The organism is Streptomyces sp. NPDC046870 (assembly GCF_040704595.1).
Classification (GTDB): domain Bacteria; phylum Actinomycetota; class Actinomycetes; order Streptomycetales; family Streptomycetaceae; genus Streptomyces; species Streptomyces argyrophylli.
Genome location: NZ_JBEYXM010000012.1, coordinates 226,040 through 243,119, shown reverse-complemented (window position 1 = coordinate 243,119; position 17,080 = coordinate 226,040). Strand labels below are relative to the sequence as shown.

Sequence of the window (17,080 nt, the reverse complement as noted above, 5' to 3'; positions counted from 1 at the left end):
TAAATTCCCCGCCCACCCCCTATATCAACCCCCCCCCACACCCCCTTTACCCCACCCCCCCCCTCCCCCCACCCCCGACCCCGGGCCGGCGCCGGCACGGAGACGGCCCGCGAGGTCGGTCAGCGGCAGCGCGGCCAGTTCGGCGATGGTCCGCCCGCCGAAGGTCACCGCGAGGGCCTCGGGCCGCAGCCGGCTGCCCCCGCAGGCCGGGCACGGGGCACTGGTCAGGAAGCGCTCCGCCTTCGCCCGCAGGGTCGGCGACTTGGTGTCGGAGAACGTCTTCAGGACGTATCGGCGGGCGCTCGTGTAGGTGCCCTGGTACGGCCGCTGGATGCGGTCGGCGTCCCGGACCGGGTGGACGGTGACCACCGGCTGCTCGTCGGTGAACAGGATCCACTCGCGCTCACGCGCGGGCAGTTCGCGCCAGGGCCGGTCCACGTCGTGGCCGAGCGCGTCCAGGATGTCCCGCAGGTTCTTGCCCTGCCAGGCACCCGGCCAGGCCGCGACGGCGCCCTCCCGGATGGTCAGCGAGGGGTCCGGGACCAGCAGTTCCTCGGTGGTCTCGTGCACCTGCCCGAGGCCGTGACAGGTGGGGCAGGCGCCGGCCGCCGTGTTCGGCGAGAACGCGTCCGAGTCGAGCCGCTCGGCCCCGGGCGGATAGGTGCCGGCGCGCGAGAACAGCATGCGCAGCGAGTTGGAGAGGTTGGTGACGGTGCCCACCGAGGAGCGCGAGCCGGGGGAGGAGCGGCGCTGCTGGAGCGAGACCGCGGGCGGCAGCCCGGTGATCTCGCCGACCTTGGGCGCCCCCACCTGGTGGATCAGGCGGCGCGCGTAGGGGGCGACCGACTCGAAGTACCGCCGCTGCGCCTCCGCGTAGACGGTGCCGAACGCCAGGGACGACTTGCCCGAGCCGGAGACTCCGGTGAAGACGGCCAGGACGTCCCGGGGAATGTCCACGTCGACGCCCTTGAGGTTGTGCTCGCGGGCGCCGCGGACGCGGACGTACGGGTCATGGGGGCTGTGCATCGGGGGGATACTTTAACCGCCCCGGTGCGTCAGACCTGCGGAGGGTTGTCCCGGTCCTGCGGCCGGGTGCCGAACTCGTCGCGCAGTCTGTCCTGGCCGGTGTCGACCTGCGACTGGTACGTGTCCCCGGTGCGCTGGTCGACGTAGTCGCCGCCCTTGTCGATGCCCTTGTCGGCCATGCCCTCACGGCCCTTGAGCATGCCCTTGATCTTGTCCTTGAAGGACATGGCAGCCCTCCTCGTCGCTAGGGGTTCGCCCTCCCAGGGTCACCGGCCCGGGCCGGGTCCGCATCTCGGGCCGGTCACCGGGCCGGCGCGAAGAGCGCGGCGAGCCGCCGGTGGGAGTCGAGCAGGGCCGTACGGTCGTAGGTGCTGGTGGTGACGAGCACCTCCTCTGCGCCCGTCTCCTTGAGCACGCTCTCCAGCTCGTGGGCGACCTGGTCGGCGGTGCCCGCGATGTGCCCGGCGAGCCCGGACACGTAGAGGTCCCGTTCCCTGGCGGTCATCGCGCGGGCCTCGACCGCTTCGGCGGGGGCGAGCGGCGGGAAGGTGCCGTGCGTGCGCGAGTACGCCATCGCCCAGGCCTCGGGGACCAGCAGCCGGCGCGCCTCCGCCTCGGTGCCGGCGACCGCGACCGTGCCGGAGATCACGACGTACGGCTCGGACGCCCAGCGGGAGGGGCGGAACAGGGAGCGGTACTGGTCGATGCCGCGCAGCATCTTCTCCCGGGCCCGCAGGTCCCCGATGACCATGGGCAGGCCGGCGTGGGCCGCGATCCGCGCGCCCTCGCCCATGGCCAGCACGAACGGCGGCACGGTCAGGCCCTCCGCGGGGCGGGCGTGCACCCCGGTCGGCGAGCTTCCGGTGAACCAGTCGAGCAGCTCGCCGAGCTGGGCCGCGAAGTCCTCGGCGTCGCCCTTGTCCCGGCCGAGCGCCCGGCGCACCCCGTCCGTGAAGCCGACGGAGCGGCCCAGCCCCATGTCGACACGGCCGGGGAACAGGGACTCCAGCACCCCGAACTGCTCGGCGACGACCAGGGGCCGGTGGTTGGGCAGCATGACCCCGCCGGTGCCGACCCGGATGGTGCGGGTGGCTGCGGCGACCGCGGCGGCGAGCACGGTCGGCGCGGAACCGGCGACACCCGGCACGCCGTGGTGCTCCGACACCCAGAACCGGTGGTATCCCAGCGCCTCCGCCTCGCGGGCCAGCGCGACGGTGTCGCGCAGCGCCTCGGCGGGCGGGTGGCCCTCGCGGGTGCGGGAGCGGTCCAGGACGGAGAACCGGGTCCGGCTGATCACTGTGCTGCTCACACCAGGGTTCAACGCCGTAGGCTGCCCGGGATTCCCGGGGCCACCCCCGGCGGGTGCGCGGGTACGCATCGTGTGATCCTACGGCCGGACGCCGCCGGTGGGGCGCCCCGCGCCGGGCCGGGGGCTGGTTAGGGTGGCCGGTGTGACCGACAGCAGCGCGCGCCCGCTCGCCGTGTTCGACCTCGACAACACGCTCGCCGACACCGCCCACCGCCAGCACTTCCTGGAGAGCCGGCCGCGGAACTGGAACGCGTTCTTCGCCGCCGCGCCCCAGGACCCGCCGATCGCCGAGGGCGTGGCGCTGGCCGTGGAGAGCGCCCGCGCCTGCGAGGTCGTCTACCTCACCGGCCGCCCCGAGCGGTGCCGCCGGGACACGCTGGAGTGGCTCGCCGCCCACGGTCTTCCCGAGGGACGCGTGCACATGCGGGGCGACGCCGACCGCAGGCCGGCCCGGTTCACCAAGCTGGAGACCCTGCGCCGGCTCGCCCGGGACCGGGAGGTCCGGGTGGTCGTGGACGACGACGAACTGGTCTGTGACGATGCCGAGCGGGCCGGGTTCACCGTCGTACGGGCCCGCTGGGCCGCGAAGTCGGCCGCTCTGGAAGAGGCCCAGGAGCGGGAGGGGCGTACCTGAGGAGGGCCCGCGCGGGGCGGCTCAGTCGCCGTCCTCCAGGCGGAATCCGACCTTCAGGCCCACCTGGTAGTGCTCGACCCGGCCGTTCTCGATCTGGCCGCGGACCTGGGTCACCTCGAACCAGTCCAGATTGCGCAGGGTCTGGTCGGCGCGGGCGATGCCGTTGCGGATGGCCTGGTCGAGGCCCTCGTGCGAGGTGCCGACGATCTCGGTGACCCGGTAGGTGTGGTTCGACATGCGGGTGCTCCTCTCGTGTCACGCCGTACTCCACCGTGCCGTATCCGCGCCCGGCGCGCACGGCGTCGCGGGCCGCCCGGGGGCCGGGCCTTGACCTCCGCATTGGTCCATACCAAAATCCAGCACACCCGTACGAGCTGTGCGCTCGTCCCCCCACGCCGGGCCCGCACCCCTGTCCCAGCACTCCCGCCAGACAGAACAGGACCCCTCGTGAGACGTCGTCTGCTCGCCCTCCTCTGCGTCACCGGCTCCCTCGTCAGCGGCTGCGGGATGCTCCCCGGCGACCACGGCCGGAAGACCGTGACCGTGTGGCTGATGAAGGGCAGCGCCTCCGGGGAGTTCCTGCGGCGGTTCACCGAGGACTTCGAACGCACCCACGAGGACCTGCGGCTGGACATCCGCATCCAGGAGTGGACCGGCATCGTCGACAAGGTCCGCGGCGCGCTCAAGGCCGGCCCGGGCGACGGCCCCGACGTCATCGAGGTCGGCAACACCCAGGTGCCGCTGTACGCGGACGGCGGCCGGCTGGTGGACCTGACCCTGGAGTCGATGCGGGACTGGGGCAAGGACAAGTGGCTGCCCGGTCTCGCCGAGCCCGGCAAGGACGGCAACAAGCAGTACGGCATCCCCTGGTACGCCGCCAACCGCGTCGTCATCTACCGCAAGGACCTGTTCGAGCAGGCCGGGATCACCAGCCCGCCCAGGACCCGCGAAGCGTGGCTCGCCGCCACCGAGAAGCTCGACTCGGGCGGCAACCAGGGCATCTACCTCGCCGGGCAGGACTGGTACACGCTCTCCGGCTTCATCTGGGACGAGGGCGGCGACCTCGCCCGGGAGAAGGACTACGAGTGGCAGGGCACCCTGGACACCCCGGCCGCGCTGCGGGGCATGGACTTCTACCGCCGGCTCCAGGCGCTGGGCGAGGGACCCGTGGACGCCGACGAGGAGCACCCGCCCCAGGCCGGGGTGTTCGCCGGCGGCAAGGTCGCGCAGATCGTCGCCGTACCCGGGCTCGCGCAGGCGGTCGTCCGGCAGAACCCGGGCCTGAAGGACAAGCTCGGCTTCTTCCCGGTGCCCGGCCGGACCGCCGGGCGGCCCGGCACGGTCTTCACCGGCGGCTCGGACCTGGTCGTCGCGGGCAACACCGACGACCAGTTCGCCGCGACCGCCGTCGTCGGGGCGCTCACCGGCGCCAAGTGGGACACCGAGCTCGCCCGCGCCATGAACTACGTGCCCAACAAGACCACGCTGGCCGGCGCGGTCGGGGACGAGGAGGGGGTCGCCGCCATGGCCGCGGGCGCGGCGCACGGCCGGGCGACCCCCAACACCCCTCAGTGGGCCGACGTGGAGGCCGACAACCCCATCAAGGAGTACATGACCCGGGTGCTGGGCGGCGCGGACCCGGCGACCGAGGCCCGCCGGGCCTCACGCCGGATCACCGAGGCCCTCGCCCCGAACGTCGGCTGACCCCGCGCGCCCGGCTCACCGCGCCACGCTCAGCGACAGCGCGAACCGGCCCTCGGCGTCCGTCCACCAGTGGGTCAGCTCCAGGCCGGCGGCGGCCAGTTCCCCGGACACGCCCTCCTTGCGGAACTTGGCCGACACCTCGGTGCGCAACTCCTCGCCGGCCGCGAAGTCGACGGCGAGATCCAGCGCGGGCACCTTCACGGTCTGCGCGGTACGGGAGCGCAGCCGCATCTCGATCCACTCCCGCTCGGCGTCCCAGAGGGCCACGTGGTCGAACGCGTCCGGATCGAAGTCGGCGCCCAGTTCGCGGTCGACCACGGCCAGCACGTTCTTGTTGAACGCGGCCGTCACCCCGGCCGCGTCGTCGTACGCCCGGACCAGCACCCGCTCGTCCTTCACCAGGTCCGTGCCGAGCAGCAGCCCGTCGCCCGGTGCGAGCAGCGCGCGCACGGAGACCAGGAACTCCGCGCGTTCGGCGGGCAGCAGATTGCCGATCGTGCCGCCGAGGAAGGCCACCAGCCGGGGGCCCGGTGTGGCGGGCAGGGTCAGCGGGGCGGTGAAGTCGGCGATGAGCGCGTGCACGTCGAGCTCGGGACGCTCCGCGATCAGGGCCTCGCCGGCCTGGGTGAGGGCGCTCTCGCTGACGTCGACCGGGACGTACGCCGCGAGGGGCAGCGCGTCGATCAGATAGCGGGTCTTCTCCGAGGAGCCTGAGCCCAGTTCGACCAGGGTGCGGGCACCGCTCGCGGCGGCGATCTCATCCGACCGGGTGGCGAGGATCTCCCGTTCGGCGCGGGTGGGGTAGTACTCGGGCAGTTCGGTGATCCGCTCGAACAGTTCGCTGCCCCGGGCGTCGTAGAACCACTTCGGTGGCAGCCATTTGGGCGTGGCGGTGAGGCCGTGCAGGACGTCGGCGCGCAGCGCGGCGTCCGTCGCGTCCTCGGGGAGCGTGCGGGTGACGTGCAGGGGGCTCAACGGCAGGGCTCCTTCGGTGATCGGGGTGCCACCGCTCGGGCGGAGCCGAGCGTGGGAGAGGCCGCCGGGTCCTCCAGCGGGGCGAGCAGCACGCCGGCGCGGCTCGCGGTGAGCACCGTGCGGTCGGGGACCTCCCGCCAGAGCGGGTCGTCGTCGTACGGCTCGGAGGCGACGACCGTGCTCCGGCCGGGCTCCGTGCGGTACCAGAGCGAGTCGCCCCAGGCGGTGGCGGTGATCGTGGCTCCGTCGGTCAGCAGCAGGTTGAGGCGGGAGGCGGGGGCCGCCCGCGCCAGTTGGCGAACCGTTTCGCCCATGGCCTGGTCCGGTTCGTCGCCGCTGCGCAGCCTGTGCAGCACCAGCGCCCAGACGAACGCCGAGTCGTTACGGGCCTGGAGCGAGAGCAGCTCGACCGGCGGCAGCGCGGACACCAGGGGCGCCGCCGCGTCCGGCCAGCCGGCGACCGCGCCGTTGTGGCTGAACAGCCACCGCCCGGCCGCGAACGGCGCCGCGGCGGCCTCGGCGTCCGCCCCCGCGAAGGTCGCGTCCCGGACGGCCGCGAGCACGGCACCCGAGCGCACCACCCGGCACAGGTCGGCGAAGGACAGATCCGCCCAGATCGGCCCGGCCCGCCGGTAGCGCGCCGGTGCCGGGTCCTGGGAGGCGTACCAGCCCACCCCGAATCCGTCGGCGTTGACCGTGCCGTGCCGCTGCCGGCGCGGCGCCCACGACTGGCGGAACAGACTGTGCGGGGGCTCCGTGAGGATCCGGCCGAGCTGCTCCTCGGGACCCAGGTAGGCGAGGTGACGGCACATCAGACCGCCTCCGAGCGGGCGGTGCGGAACCCGGAGAAGATCTGCCGGCGGATCGGGTAGTCCCAGTTGCGGAAGGTGCCCCGGCAGGCCACCGGGTCCACGGCGAACGAACCGCCGCGCAGCACCTTGTGCTCGGGGCCGAAGAACACCTCCGAGTACTCCTTGTACGGGAAGGCCCGGAAGCCGGGGTACGGCAGGAAGTCGCTCGACGTCCACTCCCACACGTCACCGATCAGCTGCCGGACGCCGAGCGGCGAGGCACCGGCCGGGTAGCTCCCGACGGGAGCCGGCCTGAGGTGCCGCTGGCCCAGGTTGGCGTGTTCCGGTGCCGGGTCGGCGTCCCCCCACGGGTAGCGCCGCGAGCGCCCGGTGGCCGGGTCGAAGCGGGCCGCCTTCTCCCACTCCGTCTCGGTGGGCAGCCGCCGCCCGGCCCAGCGGGCGTAGGCGTCGGCCTCGTACCAGCACACGTGCAGCACCGGCTCGTCGGGCGGGACCGGTTCCGTGATCCCGAACCGGCGCCGCAGCCACTGGCCGCCGTCGCGCCGCCAGAACAGCGGGGCGGAAATGGCGTGCCGCCTGATGTGCGCCCAGCCCTCCGGCGACCACCAGCGCTCGGTGTCGTAGCCGCCGTCCTCGATGAACGCCTGGTACGCCGCGTTCGTCACCGGGGTCGTGTCGATCCAGAACGGCGCCACCTCGCGCGGGTGCGCCGGGCGCTCGTTGTCCAGCGCCCAGGGCTCGCTGGAGGTGCCCATGGTGAACGGGCCACCGGGCACGAGGACTTCGGCCGGCCCGGTGAACAGCGGGACCGGCTCCGGGTCCGGGGCGGTCAGCACCTGCGGGCCGCTGCGGAGCTGATGGGTGATCAGCATGGTCTCGTCGTGCTGCTGTTCGTGCTGGGCGATCATGCCGAAGGCGAAACCGGCCTCGGTCAGCCGGGTGCCGTGGAAGTCCGCGGCCTGGAGCAGGTCCAGCGCCCGGCCGCGCACCTCCGCCGCGTACCGGCGGGCCTCGGCGGGCGGCAGCAGCGGCAGGGTGGGGCGCTCGGACCGCGGGTGCTCGAAGGCGTCGTAGAGGCTGTCTATCTCCGGCCGCATCGCCTCCCGGCCGCCGACCGTCCGCAGCAGCCACAGCTCCTCCTGGTTGCCGATGTGCGCCAGGTCCCAGACCAGGGGCGACATCAGCGGCGAGTGCTGGGCGGTGAGGTCCGGTTCGTCGACGCAGGAGGTCAGCAGCGTGGTGCGGTCGCGGGCGGTGGTGAGGGAGGCCAGCGCGCGCTCCCGCAGGGCCTCGGCGTCCGTCTTGGCCGTCTGGGTGTCGATGTCGGTCTCCGGGGCGGTCATGTACGGATGTCCTTCCTCCCGTGGGCGGGGCGGGTGCCCCCGGCCGGGCCGGGCCCGGACGACGGCGGGCTGGTCACGGAGAACCGGTCCAGCAGGTCGTCGGCCGGGCAGCGGCCCCGGGCGACGTAGCGGTCCCGGTACGCCGCCACCGCGTCGGTGATCCGGGCGGTGGCGCCGAGCCGGGGCAGCGCGTCCAGGGCCGCCGCGAAACAGACGTCGGCCGCCTCGCGCAGCTCCGGGTCGGCGAGCCCGAACCGGGCCGCGTCGACCCACAGGGGGTTGTGCGGGGCGGGCAGGTTCAGGGCGCGTTCGCGCAGGGGCTTCACGGCCCGGTAGGCGGTCTCCGCGGCCTCCGGGTCGTCGAACAGCGCCGCCGTCACCGCGAGCGGCACGATCCAGCCGTCCTCGCCGGGCTGCGCGTCGATCATGCGCAGCTCCAGGTGGCCGCGCGGCCGGACCGGCGGGAACAGCGTGGTCAGGTGGTAGTCCAGGTCCGCCCGGGTGGGCGGCCTGGGTGTGCCGGAGCGGGTCCACTTCCGGAAGGTGAGCCCCTCGGGCACGTCCCAGGGCCCGCTGTCCCGGCGCACGCACATCACCGGCGCGTCCAGCACGTGCCGGGCCCAGGCGGCCCGTGGCTCGCCGTCCAGTGGTGGAGCGCCGGCCCGGCCGGCGCCTATCTCCGTCCACACCAGCTGCCGGGTGGACTGCCAGCCCGTGGGGCGGCCTTCGATCAGCGGCGAGTTGGCGAACGCGGCCACCAGGACCGCGCCCAGCTGGTGCGCCAGCCACCAGCGCCGGGTGTGGCCCAGCGGGCCGGGCTCCTCGTGGCCGGCGTCCACACAGACCTGGACGGACGCCGAGGCGCACATCATGTGCCGGCCGGCCGGACCGGTGCGGTCCAGGCAGGTCTCCATGGCGTCGTAGCGGCGCTCGTGCAGGAATCTGCGAGGCGCGTGCCAGGGGTCGTGGCCGATGCCCGCGAGGCCGAGACCGTCCCGGGCCAGCACGGCCCGGACGGCGTCCAGGTCGGCGGAGACGGTGTCGACGCACTCCATCAGGGAGGCGGCGGGCGGCGAGCTCAGCTCCAGCTGGCCGCCGGGTTCGACGGTGAGCGCCGATTCAAGGGGTACGGCCCGCACGGTGGCGTAGGCCGCTTCGAGTCGTTCGGGTGTGACCGGGAGCCACGGCAGCTCCAGCGGGTGGACGAGCCACTCCAGCTCGACACCGAGGGTACGGGGCGGTCCGGTCTTGAAGCAGATGCCCCGGACCAGGGCCTCCACCTCGGCCTCGGTGACGGCGGTGCGGTGCTCGGTACAGTCACCACCGTCGCTCTGCGTATGAGACATGTCGGGATCCTCCTGAGATTCCACCATGCCACCGACCCGGGACGCGGGCCGGGCAGGCACTCGTCCCACCCAAGACCTTCGCACCGATTCGCACAAGAGTGCCAGCCGGGATGTTCCGGATTTATTACTTTTGTTTCCGTGTTCCCCGGCCGTCGGGGAGCCGGGAAACTCCGTTGCACCGTCCCACCAGCATCACCCAGGATGCGTGAATGAGCACGACGGGGGAGACCGCGCGGGCCGCGGCCACGGCGCCCACGGGGGTGACGCCGTGAGCGCGCGCCTGCGCGGGATCGCCGAGAAAACGGAACGGATCGTGGCCGCGGGCCGGTACCGCGCGAGGACGGCCGGGAGGTGTCGCTCGCCGAATCGGCACTGGCCGCGCGGGCGGCCACCCGGATGTTCGCCCCCGCCCGGGTGCCCGTGACCCTGGCGACCGGAACCGACTTACTGGTCGAGGTCACCGGCGAGGGCAGCCTGCCGACGGCCCGCGCCTTCGACGACCACCACCGTGCCGGCCGCGATCCGCTCTACTCGGACCTCGTGATCCTGCCGGGGCCTGACGGCCGGTTCGCCCGGTCCTTCGAGCACGTGGTGTTCGGCGTGCCGGACCGGACGCCGGGGACGGTGGTGCGAGGGGCTTTCTCGCGGGCGTTCCCGGAATCCGTGCGGGCCTGGAGGGAGTTCGGGCGCGGTTGCCGGCGCGACGCGGTCAAGTCCGGTCGTACGACGCGCGCAATGGCCCCATGCCGCTCAGGTCCACCCGTAACGCTCGTGCAGGCGTTGGCGGACCAGGTTGAAGCGCATGCGGTCCAAGGCGCACGCCTCGCGGCGCATGCCCTGCTCGTGCAGCCGCAGCACCCGCTCCACGTCCACCCACGAGTCGCGGCCCGACCGGTCCCAGGGTCCGCTGCCGATCGGCACCCACCGGTGCGAGCCCCGGCTCCACTGGAGCGGCTTCGCCGCGCCCCCTGTTGCACCGTCGTGCCGCTTGCTGGAGAGCTGCACGGCGAGCAGGGTGCCGGCCGCCTCCCGGGCCACCACCAGCACCGGGCGGTCCTTGCCCCGGCCGTCGTTCTCCTCGAACGGCACCCAGGTCCACACGATCTCGCCCGGGTCCGGGTCGCCGTCGTGGGCCGGGGAGTACTCGGTGCGCACCCGGCCGACCTCGCGCGGGTCGGCCTCGGTGGTGGCGTGCGGGCCCTGACGGCCGGGGACGTCCTCTTCGGTAAACGTGCTCACGGATGCACCCTAGTGGTGCGCGCAACCCGGCTCCTGAGCAGGTGGGTTACCGCGGGACCTGACCGGTGCCGTGGCCGTCGGCCGTGCGCCGATCCGCATGCCGGGGCGCCGGCCGTGCACCGTCAGGTAGGTCAGCCCGGACTCGCCGGCGGTGATGCTGCGGGCGGCGCCGTGCGGCAGCCAGACGAGGGCGCCCTCGCCGAGCGCCTCCCCCGCCTCCGACGAGCCGTTGCCGAGCGTGCCGTCCCCGGCGACGACCAGGACCAGCACGTCCAGTTGGGTCTCGGTGTGGGCCGTGATCCGTCCGCCCGGGGCCAGCCGGACGACGTTCGCGTCAAGCTGCCGGCCGCTCTCCGCCAGCTTCCACAGCACCCCGGCCGGCGCCGGGGGCGCGTCGGCCAGCGCGCGGGTGTCGCACAGCACGCGCGGGTCCGCCGCCGGGCGGCCTGCGGCTGCGGTGTCGGTCGCGGACGGCGACGTCATCTGGTGTTCCCCTCGGCTCTTCCCGTGTCCCTGCCACGGTGTCCGGCCACTCTACAATTAATACATGTAGGATTCGTGAAAACGAGCGCGGGCGGGAGAGGTGATCCGGACGTGACCACACGGGAGAGCCCGCGCCGCCGGGAGGTGCTGGAGGTGCTGCGCACCGCGCCCGCGCCGCTCGGGGTCGCGGAGACCGCCGATCGGATGGGGCTCCACCCCAACACGGTGCGGTTCCACCTGGACACCCTCGTGGCCGACGGGCTGGTGGAGCGCCGGGCCGTGGCGCCCACGGGACCGGGCCGGCCCCGCACCGTCTACACCGTGCGCCCCGGCATGGACCGCGGCGGCCCCCGCGACTACCGGTTGCTCGCCCGTATGCTGCTCAGCCGGTGGGCCGCCGCCGACCCGGCCGGGGCACGGGAGGAGGCGATGGAGACGGGCCGCGCCTGGGGCCGCTTCCTGGTGGACCCCCTCCCGCCGTACGAGCCGGTGACGCCCGGCCGGTCGGTGGCCGCGTTGCTCGACCTGCTGGACGGCCTGGGCTTCGCGCCGCAGCCGGAAGGGGAGGAGGGAGCGAACGGCGAGTCCGGCCGGACGCCCGAGCGGATCCGGTTGCGGCACTGCCCCTTCCTGGAACTCGCCGAGGAACAGGGCGGGTTGGTCTGCCCGCTCCATCTGGGCCTGATGCAGGGAGCGCTGGCGGAGCTGGGCGCGCCGCTGACGGCCACCACGCTGGAACCGTTCGCCGCACCCGACTCCTGCGTGGCCCATTTGGCGGGGGCCGCCCCCGGCTGACCCGTCCCGCGTGCTCCGGGCACCCTACGACCGAGCTGACCGCTCCGGTCGGGCCACCGCACCGCTCGCCGGACACGAAGTCACCGCCGTACCACCCGCCCCTGTCCACCCCGCCGCCCACCCAGCCCTGCGGAGAAAGGCCCCCCATGAACACCGCCGCCGCCGCCACCGCCGGCGCGGTCACCTTCGTCTGGCTCGGGATGGTGCTGGCGATCTCCTTCCTGGAGGCGCCGCTGAAGTTCCGTGCCCCGGGTGTGACGATCCCCGTCGGTCTCGGTATCGGACGACTGGTGTTCCGCGCGCTGAACGCCGTGGAGGCCGTCCTCGCGGCCGTCGTGGTCCTCGCGGTCGCGCTGGACGACGCCCCGGCCGTCGTCGTCTCGCTGACCGCGGCGGTGGCGGCGCTCCTGCTCGCCCAGCTGGCCGTCGTCCGCCCCCTGCTCAACCGCAGGTCCGACCGGGTGCTCGCCGGAGCTGAGCTGCCCCGCTCGCGCAGCCACCTGTGGTACGTGGCCCTGGAAGTCCTCAAGGCGGGCGGCCTGATCGCCCTCGGCGTCACCCTGCTCACGGCCTGATCCCCCAAGTACACCGGCCCGGCTCACGGAACTCCTCGCCGACCCGGCCCCACCCCCCGCCGCCGCGCATCCGGCCCTGGGCCCGGAGACGGCCGGCTCGTGCGCACGCGACCGGGGCCCCTGGTGAGGGACCCCGGCCGCGCACAGCACCTCTTCCTCAGCCCTCCTGCTGCACGGGCACCTTCTGCGACGGAGGGGCCACCACGCCGTTGAGCGAGGGCGAACCGCCGTTCACCGGCTGCCCGTTGTCACCCATCGTGGCGAGCAGCTTGCGGGCGAGGCCCAGCCCCGTGCCGCCCATCGTGAGCGCCTTGGCGAACAACTCGCCCATGCCGTCCGCGCCGTTGAGCAGCACCATGTTGTCCACGTTGCCGAACGCCGACGCGCCCGCCTGGACGATCTCCGGCCACTTCTCGGCGAGCTGCTGGGCGACCACCGCCTCCTGGTTCTCCGCGAGGGCCGCGGCCCGTGCCTTGATGGCCTCCGCCTCCGCCAGACCCTGGGCGCGGGTCGCCTCGGCCTCCGCCAGGCCCTTCGCCTGCTGGGCTGCGGCCTCGGCCTCACCGGTGGCCCGGGTGGCGTCGGCGGTCGCCGCGCCCCGGGACTTGGTCGCCTCGGCCTCGGCAGCGGCGGCGGCCTTCACCCGGGTCGCCTCGGCCGCCGCCGCCAGCTCCGTCTCCTTCGCCTTGGCCTGGGCCGCCGAGATCCGCGCGTCACGCTCGGCCTCGGCCAGCGTCCGCTTCTCGTACGCCTTGGCGTCCGCCGGTTTGCGGACGTCCGCCTGGAGCTGCTGCTCCCGCCGGTGCGCCTCCAGTTCGGCGACCCGCGTCTCCTGCACGACGACCTCCTGCCGGGCCGCCGCCGCGGCGAGCGGGCCGGCCTGCTGGGCCTTGGCCGCCGCCTTGTCCCGCTCGGCCTGGTAGCCGGCCTGGAGGATCTCGCTGTCCCGGGTGGCCTCCGCCATCCGCGCGAACGACTGCTGCTCGGCCTCCGTGGCCAGCCGGTTCGCCTCGGCCTGCGCGATCCGCGCGTCCCGCTGGACGGCCGCCGCGTGCGGCATCGCCAGGTTCTGGATGTATCCGGTCGGATCCTCGATCTCGTGGATCTGCAGCGAGTCCACGATCAGACCGAGCTTCTCCATCTCCGTACCACAGGCCGCACGGGTCTGCCCGGTCAGCTTCTCCCGGTCGCGGATCATGTCCTCGACCGTCAACCCGCCCACGATCGACCGCAGATGACCCGCGAAGACGTTGTGCACCCGCTCCGACATCAGCTTCTGCTGGTCCAGGAAACGACGGGCCGCGTTCGCGATCGACACGAAGTCGTCGCCGACCTTGAAGATGACCACGCCCCGCACCTTCAGCGGAATGCCCTGGTGCGTCACGCAGTCCACGTGCAACTCGGTCTCGTTCAGGTCCAGCGACAGCTTGCGCACCGCCTGCACACCGGGCAGCACCAGCGTGCCGCGCCCGGTGACGATGCGGAAGCCCATGCCCTCCTCCAGGCCCTCGGTGCGGTGCTTGGACCCGGAGATGATGAGCGCCTCGTTCGGCTCGGCGACCCGCCACATCATCTTGAACAGACCGATCAACACGAGGACGGCAACGACGACCGCCCCCGCAACGACGCCGACAACCATCGGCATACGCCCCCTTTGCATGGTGCCCTTTCGGCACCGAACGAAGGGAGTGTGCGCCTGCCGGGAGCCGGGGTGAAGACGCCGGGAGATCCTTGTTGCAATCTTGACGCACGCCGCCCTCACCTGGGGCGACGCGGGCTCAACTGTCGTACGCCGCCGTCACGTAGACCGTCCTCGGTGGCAGGTACTCCACCACCATCACGACCGTCCCGGTCGCGATCCGGCCCGTGCCGTCGGCCGGATAGGCGAGGAAGTGCTCCGCGCCGCCGCGCACCCGCACGATCACCTCGCCGACCAGACCGGGCCCGACCGTCCCCGTCACCCGCCCCATCAGCCCGACCATCGACGCGTCGCCCATGGCCCCAGCGTACGGGCGGAGCGGCGTCACGCGGCCGGAGTACCGGCGTCCGCGTCGGTGCCCACCCCCTCCGGCGGCCACCGCTCGTGCCAGCGCAGCTCCGCCTCCAGCTGCGCGGCCAGGGACACCAGGAGCGGCTCGCTGTCGGCCGGGCCGAGCAACTGCGCGCCCACCGGCAGTCCGGAGCCGGCGAACCCGGCGGGCACGTTCACCCCCGGCCAGCCGAGCACGTTCCACGGCCAGGCGTACGGGCAGGCGGCGATGATCGCCCGGTCCGTGGCCAGCCCGCCGAGCCGGGCCAGGGCACCGATCCGGGGCGGGGGCATGGCGGTGGTCGGGGCGAGGACCACGTCGTACGACTCGAAGAACGCGCCGATCCGCCGGTGCAGCACCGTCTCGGCGCGCCGGGCCGCCCGGAGCGGGGCACCGGCGAGCAGCCGGCCGAGCCGGGCCGCGCCCCTGGTGCGCGGATCGAGCAGCGCGGGATCCGGGGCCTCACGGACCCGCTCGGCGATCCCGGCGGTGGCCCGGGGCACGAAGGCCAGCCCGATCTGCCCGTACGGCGGATCGGCCCGCTCCACGACGTGCCCCAACCCGGCCAGCCGCTCGGCGAGTTCGACGACCCGGGAGCGGATCACCGGGTCCAGCCGGGCGGGTACGGCGGTGAACGGCGGCTTCAGCGACAGGGCGATGCGCAGCCGCCCCGGGTCGCGGCCGACCGCCTCCGCCACCGTCAGCGCGGGCGGCCGGTGCGGGTCCAGGGTGTGGTTGCCGCTCGCCGCGTCGAGCAGCAGGGCCGCGTCGGCGACCGTACGGGCGAGGGTGCCGTTGACCGTGATGCCGTGGAAGGACTCGCCGCGCGGCCAGGTCGAGATGCGGCCGCGCTGCGGTTTGATGCCGATCAGGTGCGTCCAGGAGGCCGGGATGCGCACCGAACCGGCGCCGTCGGAGCCGAGGGCGGCCGGGACGAGCCCGGCGGCGACGGCGGCGGCCGAGCCCCCGGACGAGCCGCCCGGCGTGTGCTCGGTGTTCCACGGGTTGCGGGTCTCCCCGAACGCCGGCCCCTCCGTGAACGGCCACTGTCCCAGCTCGCACGTGTTCGTCTTGCCGACGATCACCGCGCCGGCCGCGCGCAGCCGCCGTACCGCCTCCCCGTCCGCGGTCACCGGGGGGAACTCGCCGCAGCAGCCGAACGCGGTCGGCTCACCGGCCACGTCCATGTCGTCCTTCACCGCCACCGGCACCCCGAGCAGCGGGCGCCGCGCACCGGCGGCCAGCTCCCGGTCCGCCGCGTCCGCTTCGGCGAGCGCGGCCTCGGCGCGCACGATCCGGAAGCAGTTCAGCGTCGCCTGCGCGGCCTCGATCCGCGCCAGCGTCCGCTCCACCACCTCCCGCGAGGTCACCTCCCCCGCGGCGAGCGCACGCCGGGTCTCCACGAGTCCTGCGGAACGGTCGGGCGTCATGGACGAGCACCTCCGGGAGACTCCGGGCACGATGTCTACCGCACGGTAACGTCGATGCGGGGCGGGAGCGTGGTTTTCCCGACGGTGTTTTCCGGGGGCGGGGGGTAATTCCGGGGGACGGGGCGGTGTTCCCCGGGACGGGGGCGGCCACGCCTTGTCCGGCGGACCGGGGACGGCCCGGAGGCGGGTGAGAAGCCGCGCTCGGGCGACGCGCGTGAGAAGTGCGGGGCTGATCGCGGACACGTGCGCGGTTCACCCGCCGAGCGCCGCCGGGCGCGCCTCTTCGGGACCGGTCCTTCAGGGGGATCAGCCCAGGAGCCGTCGTAGCCAGGCCAGCCGGGCCGCGCGGGCCGTGCGGGAGAGGGCCGCCTCCGGCGCGAGGGCGTCGAAGCCGTGGCAGCCGCCCGGCCAGACGTGGAGCTCCGCCTCGCCGCCGGCCTGCCAGATCCGGGACGCGTAGCCGACCACCTCGTCCCGGAAGGTCTCCGCCGAGCCCACGTCCAGGAACGCCGGGGGCAGGCCGGACAGGTCGGCCGCGCGGGCCGGGGCCGCGTACGGGGAGACGTCGGGACCGCCGCGGCGGTCGCCCAGCAGGGCCGTCCAGGCGGTCTCGTTCGCGGTACGGTCCCACACGCCCCGGCCGGCCATCTGACGGCTGGAGACACTGTCGTTGCGGTCGTCCAGCATCGGGCACATCAGCACCTGGCCGAGGGGACGCGGACCCCGCCGGTCCCGGGCCAGCAGGGCCAGCGCCGCGGTGAGGCCGCCGCCCGCGCTGGCGCCCGCGACGACGATCCGGTCCGGGTCGCCGCCGATCTCCCGGGCGTGCTCCGCGGTCCACACCAGCCCGGCGTACACGTCCTCGATCGGCGCCGGATGCGGATGCTCGGGCGCGAGCCGGTACTCCACCGACACCACGACCGCTCCCAGCTCACGCGCCCAGGCCAGCGGTTCGGTCACACCGGCCCGGTTGGTGCCGGCCACCAGACCGCCGCCGTGCACGTGGTACAGCACCGGCAGCGGGGCCGGGGCGGGAGCGGCCGTCGGCCGGCACAGGAGGAGGGAGACACCGGGGGCGCCCCGCGGACCGGGCACCGTACGGTCCTCCGCCTCGAACGCGCCGTCCATGGTCACGTCGACCAGCTCGACGGCCGCCCCGCGCCGGGCTGCCTCGACGTCGTCCGGCGTCAGTCCGGGCCCGATCACGCCCCGGAACGACTCCAGCACGGCGGCGAGTTCCGTATCGAACGGCGGGGGGACCAGGGGCATGGCTCCTGCTGCTCCTTCCGTGGGGCGTCCGGGTCATGAGAGGTCATGAGCCGTCTACCCCTCAGCGTGCTGGTCAGCCCCAGGTCCGCTCGCGCGCTCCGGCGCGGGTG

17 protein-coding genes and 2 pseudogenes are annotated in these 17,080 nt (G+C 74.1%); 5 read left to right on the top strand and 14 right to left on the bottom strand.

Annotated features, from left to right (window positions below):
• Positions 1-108: 108 nt before the first annotated feature.
• The 3 genes and pseudogenes from AB0946_RS25380 to AB0946_RS25370 all read right to left on the bottom strand — a co-directional run.
• Positions 109-1,026, bottom strand: a pseudogene (locus AB0946_RS25380) (ABC transporter); the annotation flags it as partial.
• Positions 1,027-1,055: 29 nt separating this feature from the next.
• Complete coding sequence (locus AB0946_RS25375; RefSeq protein ID WP_366762950.1) at positions 1,056-1,253, bottom strand: antitoxin; 198 nt, start codon at positions 1,251-1,253, stop codon at positions 1,056-1,058.
• 74 nt (positions 1,254-1,327) lie between these two features.
• Entirely contained in the window at positions 1,328-2,335 is a 1,008-nt protein-coding gene (locus tag AB0946_RS25370; protein WP_366762949.1) for an LLM class flavin-dependent oxidoreductase, read from the bottom strand.
• Positions 2,336-2,477: 142 nt separating this feature from the next.
• On the opposite strand from AB0946_RS25370, the gene AB0946_RS25365 reads away from it, so the two are divergent.
• Positions 2,478-2,969: a hypothetical protein gene (locus tag AB0946_RS25365; RefSeq protein ID WP_366762948.1), complete on the top strand. Its 492-nt coding sequence runs from the start codon at positions 2,478-2,480 to the stop codon at positions 2,967-2,969.
• 21 nt (positions 2,970-2,990) lie between these two features.
• On the opposite strand, the gene AB0946_RS25360 is transcribed toward AB0946_RS25365, so the two are convergent.
• Complete coding sequence (locus AB0946_RS25360; protein WP_030348223.1) at positions 2,991-3,206, bottom strand: dodecin; 216 nt, start codon at positions 3,204-3,206, stop codon at positions 2,991-2,993.
• 210 nt (positions 3,207-3,416) lie between these two features.
• On the opposite strand from AB0946_RS25360, the gene AB0946_RS25355 reads away from it, so the two are divergent.
• The gene (locus tag AB0946_RS25355) at positions 3,417-4,673 is read left to right on the top strand and encodes an extracellular solute-binding protein (protein WP_366762947.1); all 1,257 of its coding nucleotides are present in this window, start codon (positions 3,417-3,419) and stop codon (positions 4,671-4,673) included.
• Between the two features lie 15 nt (positions 4,674-4,688).
• Here AB0946_RS25355 and egtD read toward each other — a convergent pair whose 3' ends face one another.
• From egtD to egtA, 4 genes are read right to left on the bottom strand one after another with little or no spacing between them, the layout of a single operon-like run.
• The gene (gene egtD / locus AB0946_RS25350) at positions 4,689-5,648 is read right to left on the bottom strand and encodes an L-histidine N(alpha)-methyltransferase (RefSeq protein ID WP_366762946.1); all 960 of its coding nucleotides are present in this window, start codon (positions 5,646-5,648) and stop codon (positions 4,689-4,691) included.
• Positions 5,645-6,460: an ergothioneine biosynthesis protein EgtC gene (egtC, locus tag AB0946_RS25345; RefSeq protein ID WP_366762945.1), complete on the bottom strand. Its 816-nt coding sequence runs from the start codon at positions 6,458-6,460 to the stop codon at positions 5,645-5,647. Before egtC ends, egtD begins: the two co-directional genes overlap by 4 nt.
• Positions 6,460-7,803 carry an ergothioneine biosynthesis protein EgtB gene (egtB, locus tag AB0946_RS25340; protein WP_366762944.1) on the bottom strand — a complete coding sequence of 448 codons (1,344 nt, stop codon included), beginning with the start codon at positions 7,801-7,803 and terminating at the stop codon, positions 6,460-6,462. The genes egtC and egtB overlap by 1 nt, the downstream gene beginning before the upstream one ends.
• On the bottom strand, positions 7,800-9,149 hold the full coding sequence (egtA, locus tag AB0946_RS25335) for an ergothioneine biosynthesis glutamate--cysteine ligase EgtA (RefSeq protein ID WP_366762943.1): 1,350 nt from the start codon (positions 9,147-9,149) through the stop codon (positions 7,800-7,802). The genes egtB and egtA overlap by 4 nt, the downstream gene beginning before the upstream one ends.
• 268 nt (positions 9,150-9,417) lie before the next feature.
• Here egtA and AB0946_RS25330 point away from each other — a divergent pair.
• Positions 9,418-9,809: pseudogene (locus AB0946_RS25330) on the top strand (poly(ADP-ribose) glycohydrolase domain-containing protein); the annotation flags it as partial.
• A 90-nt stretch (positions 9,810-9,899) separates the two neighbouring features.
• Here AB0946_RS25330 and AB0946_RS25325 read toward each other — a convergent pair.
• Positions 9,900-10,388, bottom strand: coding sequence for a type II toxin-antitoxin system PemK/MazF family toxin (locus tag AB0946_RS25325; protein WP_366762942.1), 489 nt, complete (start codon positions 10,386-10,388; stop codon positions 9,900-9,902).
• Positions 10,389-10,397: 9 nt separating this feature from the next.
• The gene (locus tag AB0946_RS25320; RefSeq protein WP_366762941.1) at positions 10,398-10,871 is read right to left on the bottom strand and encodes a hypothetical protein; all 474 of its coding nucleotides are present in this window, start codon (positions 10,869-10,871) and stop codon (positions 10,398-10,400) included.
• Positions 10,872-10,982: 111 nt separating this feature from the next.
• On the opposite strand from AB0946_RS25320, the gene AB0946_RS25315 reads away from it, so the two are divergent.
• Positions 10,983-11,666, top strand: coding sequence for a helix-turn-helix domain-containing protein (locus AB0946_RS25315; RefSeq protein ID WP_366762959.1), 684 nt, complete (start codon positions 10,983-10,985; stop codon positions 11,664-11,666).
• Between the two features lie 146 nt (positions 11,667-11,812).
• Complete coding sequence (locus AB0946_RS25310) at positions 11,813-12,241, top strand: hypothetical protein (RefSeq protein WP_366762940.1); 429 nt, start codon at positions 11,813-11,815, stop codon at positions 12,239-12,241.
• A 157-nt stretch (positions 12,242-12,398) separates the two neighbouring features.
• On the opposite strand, the gene AB0946_RS25305 is transcribed toward AB0946_RS25310, so the two are convergent.
• From AB0946_RS25305 to AB0946_RS25290, 4 genes are all read right to left on the bottom strand, one after another.
• Entirely contained in the window at positions 12,399-13,886 is a 1,488-nt protein-coding gene (locus AB0946_RS25305; protein WP_366762939.1) for an SPFH domain-containing protein, read from the bottom strand.
• Between the two features lie 133 nt (positions 13,887-14,019).
• On the bottom strand, positions 14,020-14,238 hold the full coding sequence (locus AB0946_RS25300; protein WP_015493408.1) for a hypothetical protein: 219 nt from the start codon (positions 14,236-14,238) through the stop codon (positions 14,020-14,022).
• Between the two features lie 26 nt (positions 14,239-14,264).
• Positions 14,265-15,701 (bottom strand): amidase, encoded by a 1,437-nt coding sequence (locus tag AB0946_RS25295; RefSeq protein WP_366762938.1) that lies wholly within the window; start codon positions 15,699-15,701, stop codon positions 14,265-14,267.
• A gap of 306 nt (positions 15,702-16,007) precedes the next feature.
• Entirely contained in the window at positions 16,008-16,970 is a 963-nt protein-coding gene (locus AB0946_RS25290) for an alpha/beta hydrolase (protein ID WP_366762937.1), read from the bottom strand.
• Positions 16,971-17,080: the final 110 nt, after the last annotated feature.

Excerpts from the sequence above, each read along its gene's own strand:
- AB0946_RS25375 (WP_366762950.1), bottom strand. The coding sequence starts at position 1,253 with ATGTCCTTCAAGGACAAGATCAAGGGCATGCTCAAGGGCCGTGAGGGC.
- AB0946_RS25360 (WP_030348223.1), bottom strand. The coding sequence starts at position 3,206 with ATGTCGAACCACACCTACCGGGTCACCGAGATCGTCGGCACCTCGCAC.
- egtC (WP_366762945.1), bottom strand. The coding sequence starts at position 6,460 with ATGTGCCGTCACCTCGCCTACCTGGGTCCCGAGGAGCAGCTCGGCCGG.
- egtB (WP_366762944.1), bottom strand. The coding sequence starts at position 7,803 with ATGACCGCCCCGGAGACCGACATCGACACCCAGACGGCCAAGACGGAC.
- egtA (WP_366762943.1), bottom strand. The coding sequence starts at position 9,149 with ATGTCTCATACGCAGAGCGACGGTGGTGACTGTACCGAGCACCGCACC.
- AB0946_RS25320 (WP_366762941.1), bottom strand. The coding sequence starts at position 10,871 with ATGACGTCGCCGTCCGCGACCGACACCGCAGCCGCAGGCCGCCCGGCG.
- AB0946_RS25310 (WP_366762940.1), top strand. The coding sequence starts at position 11,813 with ATGAACACCGCCGCCGCCGCCACCGCCGGCGCGGTCACCTTCGTCTGG.
- AB0946_RS25305 (WP_366762939.1), bottom strand. The coding sequence starts at position 13,886 with ATGCCGATGGTTGTCGGCGTCGTTGCGGGGGCGGTCGTCGTTGCCGTC.
- AB0946_RS25300 (WP_015493408.1), bottom strand. The coding sequence starts at position 14,238 with ATGGGCGACGCGTCGATGGTCGGGCTGATGGGGCGGGTGACGGGGACG.
- AB0946_RS25295 (WP_366762938.1), bottom strand. The coding sequence starts at position 15,701 with ATGACGCCCGACCGTTCCGCAGGACTCGTGGAGACCCGGCGTGCGCTC.
- AB0946_RS25290 (WP_366762937.1), bottom strand. The coding sequence starts at position 16,970 with ATGCCCCTGGTCCCCCCGCCGTTCGATACGGAACTCGCCGCCGTGCTG.